Source organism: Bradyrhizobium sp. UFLA05-89 (genome assembly GCF_059803475.1).
Genome location: NZ_JBANBA010000207.1, coordinates 1 through 6,166 on the forward strand (window position 1 = coordinate 1; position 6,166 = coordinate 6,166).

Here is a 6,166-nt window from a genome sequence, read left to right on the forward strand (position 1 = left end):
GACCTTGACGTTGTAATCGACCACCCGCTTTACCGGCACTAAGACCTTCATCGATCCTCTTTCACTTGAATTCTTGAGGGGGGTTATCAACTGGCGCGGAACCTAATGGCCCGGCCCAGTCCGGTCAACGCGCGCGGAGGCCCAAAAATTGGCTTTGCGAGCCAATCTTGGCGGTTTGCTTAGCGGTTCTGGCCCGGCACCCAGAGCACGTCGCCAGCGCCATTATGATTGGCCGCGCGGCTCGCGACAAACAGGAAATCCGACAGCCGGTTCATATATTGGATGCCAGCCGCCCCGACCGGTTCGTCCGGCTTTGCAGCGAGTTCCACCATCATGCGTTCCGCCCGGCGGCATATCGTGCGCGCGACATGGAGATGGGCGGCGGCCGGGGTTCCGCCCGGCAGCACGAAGGAGGTGAGCGGGGCGAGCTTGTCGTTCAGCGCGTCGATATCGCGCTCGAGCCGCTCGACCTGGCTTGCCACCACGCGCAACCGTTCGGCTCTCCCAGTTTTCTGGCCCTCACGCTCAGGCACCGCGAGATCGGCGCCGAGATCGAACAGATCGTTCTGGATCCGGCCGAGCATCGCATCGAGCTCAGGCCAGTCCCTGACGTGCAATCGCACCACGCCGATCGCGGCATTGGTCTCGTCCACCGTGCCATAGGCCTCGATCCGCAGATCATATTTCGGACGGCGCTCGCCGGAGCCGAGCGCGGTCGTGCCGTCGTCACCGGTTCGGGTGTAGATGCGGTTGAGAACGACCATGCTTGCCTCAGTTACTTTTGAACATGATCTTATCGGAAAATCGGTACCCACTTTTCCGGATCATGCTCTAGCGCCCCATCGCCCAGACCGCGAGCATCGCTATGACGATCGCCACGAACTGAAACAGCACGCGCAGCCGCATCAGCCTCTGCGAGGTGTTGGGCGAGCCGCCGCGCATCATGTTGACGAGACCGAGCAGCAGCACCAGCGCCACGGCGCCGACAGCCACCGGCAGGATGAAAGAACTCAGGAAGGATGCCATTAGGGGTAGATAACACTGTGTTTGCGGCTGCGCCATCGCGGCGCGATCTGGCTTTTAGGCCAATAATATCAGAAGCTAGACCGATGTTTTTTGATTTGGGCCGGCACGTGCACTTCGCCTCCCCCCGCTTGCGGGGAGGAGGAGCATCGACAGCCCGCGCAGGTGGCATGTGAGGCAGATCCGCTACCTCTACCTGGTCGTGATGGACGCATTTTACACGTTCCTGGCCGACGATGGCTGGGCGATCGCGAGCCATATCGCGCTGTCCAGCCTGATGGCGCTGTTCCCGTTCCTGATCGTGCTGACCTCGCTGGCGGGCTTTTTCGGCTCCAAGGAGCTCGCCGACCAGGCTGCCGGGTTGATGCTTGAGGTCTGGCCCAAGCAGGTTGCCGACACCCTGTCCGGTGAGATCCACGACGTTCTGACCACGACCCGCACTGACGTGCTGACTATCGGCGCGGTGCTCTCGGTCTACTTCGCCTCGAACGGCGTCGAGGCCTTACGCGTCGCGCTCAACCGCGCCTATGCGGTGGTCGAGATGCGGCGCTGGTACTGGCTGCGGCTGGAATCGATCGGCTACACGCTGGTGGCGGCCTTCACCGCGCTCGCCATGGCGTTCCTGATCGTGCTGGGGCCGCTGCTCATCGCGGCGGCGCGGCGGCACATCCCCCTGATTGTCGAATCCAACGAAAGCATCCTGACCTGGGTGCGCTACGGCATCACCATCGGGGCGCTGATCGTGGCGCTGTTCATCCTGCACGCCTTGCTGCCGGCGGGGCGACGCGGCTTCCTCCAGATCCTGCCCGGCATCGTCTTCACCATGGTGGCGTCGCTGATCTCGGGCATCGTGTTCGGGCAATATCTGGCGCGTTTCGCCAACAACTACGTGACGATGTATGCGGGGCTCGCCTCGGTGATCATCGCGCTGGTGTTTCTGTATTTCATCGCCGCGATCTTCGTCTATGGCGGCGAGCTCAACGCCGCGATCATCAAGTCGCGGCTTCCTCACGGCGTGTCGCTTCAAGCAGCGCAGTCGCTAGCGCACGCGGAGACACGGGCTTGACCAGGAAGGCGTCGGCGCCGGCCTCGCGCGAGGCCGTCTCGTCTTCGCCGCGGCCGGAAATGCCGATGATCGGGATCTGACCGAGCGGCGGACACATCGTGCGGATGCGTTTGATCGCCTCGATGCCGTCGATGCCCGGCAGCACCATGTCCATCAGCACCGCATCGAAAGCGCCTTGCGCAAGGCGACTTTCGGCATCCTCGCCGCGGCCGATGAACTCTGCATGATGGCCGAGCTCGGTCAGTATGGTGTTGAGCACGACGCGGCCGAACGGATTGTCTTCGACGCTGAGCACGCGTAAGCCCGCTGCCGCATCCTCCCCGCGACCGTCGTGCGCCCCTGACTCCGTGGATTTCTCCGAATTCGCCGAGGTCAGCGACACCGTCAACGTGAAGGTGGCGCCGCCGCCGCGCCGCGGCGCGACCGTGATGTCGCCGCCCATTGCGCGCGCAAGCTGCTTCACCGATGACAGCCCGAGCCCGGCACCGCCGAAGCGCGAGGCGATGGTGACATTGGCCTGCGAGAAGGGGCGGAACAGCCGCTTGATCTCGGCCATGGTCAGCCCGATGCCGCTGTCGGACACCGCGAAGGCGACGCCGGCCTTGTGCGCTGCCTTGGCGTTGTTCTTGGCGTTGTTCTTGGCCTTGCCACCGGCTTTGCCCTTGGCGATTGGCCATGGCATAACCGAGAGGGCGATGCCCCCTCGCTCCGTGAACTTCACGGCATTGTCGATCAGGTTTTCCAGCGCTGCACGCAGGCGGACGGGATCGCCGACCACGAGCGCGGGAAGCTTTGGCGAGATGTCGACCTGGGCCTGCAACCCCTTGGCAGCGGCCCGGCCCGCAAGCGAGTCGCCGGCAGTGCGCGCAAGCGCGCGCAGGTCGAACAGATCCTGGCCGAGTCCAGCGACGCCCTTGGCGGTCTTGGCAGCATCGACGAACAACGTCGCAAGGCTCGCAAGATGCTCCGCGCCTGCCTTGATGGTGTCAGCCCAGCGCCGCTCACGCTCGCCAAGGTCCGAGGTTGCAAGCAGATCGCTGATCGCGAGGATACCGGTCAGGGGGGTGCGGACCTCATGGGCAAAGGCCGCGAGCGCAGCCTGGACCATGTCCGCGGGGGCAGGTTTTGTGCTCACCTTGGTGCTGCGCTTGTGCGCTGTCCCGGCGCGCTGCTTTCCACGCGTGGCGGCAGGCGGCTTGGCACGCGACTTCACACGCGACCCTACACGCGACTTGGCACGCCTCTTGGGCAGCCGTCCGGACGACCGCGTGGTGCGCGTGATGCGCGTTTTCGCCGCCATGTTTCCCCTTGAACCCCGGCTCGAAAATCAGCATGGCACGGAGCGGCCCAGGGAGTCACGGAGGCGTTTTGCTAAACCCCAGAGAAACTTAACGTAATCCCACCAAGGCGCGAATGTCGGCAGGGAGCGCTCCCGCCGCACGCAAGTCGCGCAAGCCGGTGGCGCGGGTCGACTTGGAAAGCTTTTGCCCTGCAACGTCGCAGATCAGCCGGTGGTGGCGGTAGGCGGGCGCAGGCAGGCCCAGCAATTCCTGGAGCAAGCGGTGGACCGAGGTGGCATGAAACAGGTCCTGACCGCGCACCACCTCGCTCACCCCTTGCAGCGCATCGTCGACGGCGACCGAGAGGTGATAGCTGGTGGGCGTCTCCTTGCGCGCCAGGATGACGTCGCCCCAGGCCTGCGGTTGGGCAGGAATGCTGCCCTGCTCGCCCGCGGGCCCCTCGCCGGCCTCACGCCAACTGAGATCCGCCACGCGGCGGCAAGCGGCGGCCATGTCGAGCCGCAGCGCATAGGGCACGCCCGCTGAGATCAGCCGCGCGCGCTCGTCGGCGGAAAGCGATTTCGCGGTCCCCGGATAAAGCGGCGCGCCATCCGGATCGCGCGACCAGGGCTGAACAGCCTCGCGCTGCGTCACCAGCTTTGCGATCTCGGCGCGGCTTTCGAAGGCGGGATAGACGAGCCCGAGTGCGGTGAGCCTGTCCAGCGCCGCGCGATAGGCGCCAAAATGCTCCGATTGCCGCCGCACCGGCGTCTCCCAGGCGATCCCGAGCCAGGCGAGGTCCTCAAAGATCGCCGCCTCGAACTCCGGCCGGCAGCGCGTCGCGTCGATGTCCTCGATACGCAACAGGAAGCGCCCGTCCGTCTCGCGCGCGCGATCGAAGTTCACCAGCGCGGAGAGGGCATGCCCGAGATGGAGATAGCCGTTCGGGCTGGGGGCGAAGCGGAAAACGGGGGGCGTCATTCTCGGGGTACTCGTCATTGCCGGACGTAGTAGTCTGCCTGGCGCAGACTACGTAAACTTGTCTGCGCCCCGGCAATCCATCTTCCATGACTCCGTTACGATATGAGATGGATGCGCGGGTCAAGCCCGCGCATGACGAGTTGAGCAACCATGACCATCCACCTCGAAACCCAGTCTGATCTCGAAGAGGCCATTCAGGCGCTGGTCAAGCGGGACGCTCGGCTGAAGCCGGTGCTGGAGATCGCGGGCATGCCGAGCCTGCGACGGCGCGAGGCGGGATTTGCGGGGCTGGCGCACATCGTCTGCGGCCAGCAGCTCTCGACCGCGAGCGCCGGTGCGATCTGGGAGCGGCTCAACGTCGCCTTGGATCCGTTCGACCATGAGGCCGTGCGCCGCGCGCGCGCCAACCGGCTCGGACGGCTCGGCCTGTCGGCCGCCAAGATCAAGACGCTGAAACATCTGGCGCGCGAGCTCGCGGCCGAACGACTGAACCTCGACGTGCTCGCCGAAGAGGACGCCGACGCCGCGCATCACACGCTGATCGCGCTGCCCGGCATCGGGCCGTGGACCGCCGACGTCTATCTGTTGTTCTGTCTCGGCCATGGCGATGCGTGGCCCGCCGGCGATCTCGCCGTGCAGGAAGGCATCCGCATCGGGCTTGGCCTGAAGACACGGCCCACCGAGAAGCAGATGGCGCCGCTCGCCGAACCCTGGCGCCCCCTGCGCGGTGCGGCTGCACATCTGTGGTGGAGCTATTATCGCGCGGTCAAGAAACGCGAGGGCGTCATCGCCGGGGAAGCGAACGCCGTTTTAAACAATGTTGCTGTTGCAAAGCGCGCGACGGTGAAAGAGAAGATGCCAGCACGGAAAAAGCCGGGACCTTTGCCATGACATCCACCGATTTCATCGTCGCGCGCAACGATCTCGAACAATGCAAGCTGATCGAGACGGCGATCCCCGATCCACCCGCGCTGCCCGCGGATGCGCTGTTGGTGAAGGTCGAGCGCTTCGCGTTCACCGCCAACAACATCACCTATGCCGTGATGGGCGACGAGCTGAAATACTGGCAGATCTTTCCGGCGCCGCAAGGCTTCGGCAACATCCCGGTGTGGGGCTTTGGCGAGGTCATTGCCTCCAAGCATCCGAACGTTGCCGTGGGTGAGAGGCTGTTCGGCTATTTCCCGATGGCAACGCATCTCGTCATCGAAGCGGTCGACGTGAGCAAGCGTGCCTTGCGCGACGGCGCCGAGCATCGCAAGCAGGTGTCCCCGGTCTACAACGTCTATTCCCGGGTCACCGGCGATCCCGCCTTTGCCGGGCACCAGGGCGATCTCCAGGCGCTGCTGCGGCCGTTGTTCATGCTGTCGTTCCTGGTCGACGATTTCCTCGCCGAGAACGACGACTTTGGCGCGCGCAGCGTGCTGCTCTCGAGCGCCTCCAGCAAGACCGCGTTCGGACTCGCGCATCTCCTGCACGGCCGCGGCCGCAAGGTGATCGGGCTGACTTCGGCGAGCAATGCAGCCTTCGTCGGCGCGCTGCCCTGCTACGATGAGGTCGTCACCTACGACCGCGTCAGCTCGCTGCCGACGGACGCACCTGTCGCGTTCGTCGACATGGCCGGCAGCAGCGCGTTGCGGGCCGAGCTGCACCACCATTTCCGCGATCGGATGGCGTGCTCGGTGCGCGTCGGCCTGACGCATCGCGCCACCGATGCCGACGAAGGCGCCCTGCCGGGCGCAAAACCGCGCTGGTTCTTCGCGCCCGACCATATCCGCAAGCGCGCGAAGGATTGGGGTCCTGGCGGCATCGACCAGCG

7 protein-coding genes are annotated in these 6,166 nt (G+C 65.2%); 3 read left to right on the forward strand and 4 right to left on the reverse strand.

Annotation, left to right across the window (positions count from 1 at the left end; genetic code table 11):
• Positions 1 to 179: 179 nt before the first annotated feature.
• Together SO139_RS45130 and SO139_RS45135 are read right to left on the reverse strand one after the other, a co-directional pair.
• Positions 180 to 764 (reverse strand): cob(I)yrinic acid a,c-diamide adenosyltransferase, encoded by a 585-nt coding sequence (locus tag SO139_RS45130; protein ID WP_449383652.1) that lies wholly within the window; start codon positions 762 to 764, stop codon positions 180 to 182.
• 67 nt (positions 765 to 831) lie between these two features.
• Positions 832 to 1,026, reverse strand: a complete 195-nt coding sequence (locus SO139_RS45135) for a twin transmembrane helix small protein (protein WP_027522142.1) — start codon at positions 1,024 to 1,026, stop codon at positions 832 to 834.
• 202 nt (positions 1,027 to 1,228) lie between these two features.
• On the opposite strand from SO139_RS45135, the gene SO139_RS45140 reads away from it, so the two are divergent.
• Positions 1,229 to 2,089: a YihY/virulence factor BrkB family protein gene (locus SO139_RS45140; RefSeq protein ID WP_449383660.1), complete on the forward strand. Its 861-nt coding sequence runs from the start codon at positions 1,229 to 1,231 to the stop codon at positions 2,087 to 2,089.
• On the opposite strand, the gene SO139_RS45145 is transcribed toward SO139_RS45140, so the two are convergent.
• A complete protein-coding gene (locus tag SO139_RS45145) occupies positions 2,016 to 3,389 on the reverse strand; it encodes an ATP-binding protein (RefSeq protein WP_474803871.1) in 1,374 nt (457 codons plus the stop codon). The genes SO139_RS45140 and SO139_RS45145 overlap by 74 nt on opposite strands.
• Before the next feature lie 88 nt (positions 3,390 to 3,477).
• Positions 3,478 to 4,350, reverse strand: a complete 873-nt coding sequence (gluQRS, locus tag SO139_RS45150) for a tRNA glutamyl-Q(34) synthetase GluQRS (RefSeq protein ID WP_474803868.1) — start codon at positions 4,348 to 4,350, stop codon at positions 3,478 to 3,480.
• A gap of 150 nt (positions 4,351 to 4,500) precedes the next feature.
• Here gluQRS and SO139_RS45155 point away from each other — a divergent pair, with 150 nt between their 5' ends.
• Entirely contained in the window at positions 4,501 to 5,241 is a 741-nt protein-coding gene (locus SO139_RS45155; protein ID WP_449383649.1) for a DNA-3-methyladenine glycosylase family protein, read from the forward strand.
• On the forward strand, positions 5,238 to 6,166 hold a 929-nt coding region (locus tag SO139_RS45160), incomplete at its 3' end, for a DUF2855 family protein (protein WP_498542068.1). The genes SO139_RS45155 and SO139_RS45160, both read left to right, overlap by 4 nt.